This is a genomic window from Amycolatopsis dendrobii (assembly GCF_014145675.1).
GTDB lineage: Bacteria > Actinomycetota > Actinomycetes > Mycobacteriales > Pseudonocardiaceae > Amycolatopsis > Amycolatopsis dendrobii.
In genome coordinates, this window is record NZ_JACGZW010000049.1 from 1 (window position 1) to 694 (window position 694).

Consider the following 694-nt stretch of genomic DNA (forward strand, 5'->3'; position numbering starts at 1 on the left):
GGTGCGATCCCGAAAGACCAAGCCCGGAACGGTCCCGGCCACGTCCATCCGAACCCCGCCGAGTTCGTCGGAGCCGTTGCCCGAGCACACCGTCACGGTCAGCTCGGCGGGATCGGTCTCCCACTCCTCCTCGTCGCCCAGCCGGCCCGAGCCGGGAAGGGCGAGCATCGTGAGGTCGGAACCGGTCAGCTCCAGCGCACGGCCCGCGATCAGTTCCAGCGCGTCCACCGGATCCGTGCCGCCGAGCAGTTCCGTCGTGATTTCGCTGGTCGCACCGAGCCAGCGCTGCCGCGCCTGCGCCTGCTCGTAGAGATGCGCGTTCTCGATCGCGATCCCCGCCGCCGCGGCCAGCGCCTGCACGATCACCTCGTCGTCGTCGGTGAACGCCTCGCCGTCCCGCTTCTCCGTGAGATAGAGGTTCCCGAACACCTCGTCGCGGACCCGCACCGGAACCCCGAGGAACGAATGCATCGGCGGATGGTTCGCCGGAAAACCCACCGACGCCGGATGCGCCGAAATCTCCTCCAGCCGCAACGGCTTCGCGTCGTCGATCACCAGCCCCAGCAGGCCATGGCCCTCGGGCAACGGCCCGATCTTCCGCCGGGTCGCCTCGTCGATGCCCAGGTACACGAACTCCGCGAGCGGCCCGCCGCCATCGCCGAGCACTCCCAGCGCGCCGTACCGGGCTTCGACC

Annotated in this window: 1 protein-coding gene; it reads right to left on the minus strand. The window is 70.0% G+C overall.

All coding sequences use genetic code 11. The annotated features are described in order from the left end of the window. On the minus strand, positions 1-694 hold a 694-nt coding region (locus tag H4281_RS45050; RefSeq protein ID WP_182896961.1), incomplete at both ends, for a GAF domain-containing protein.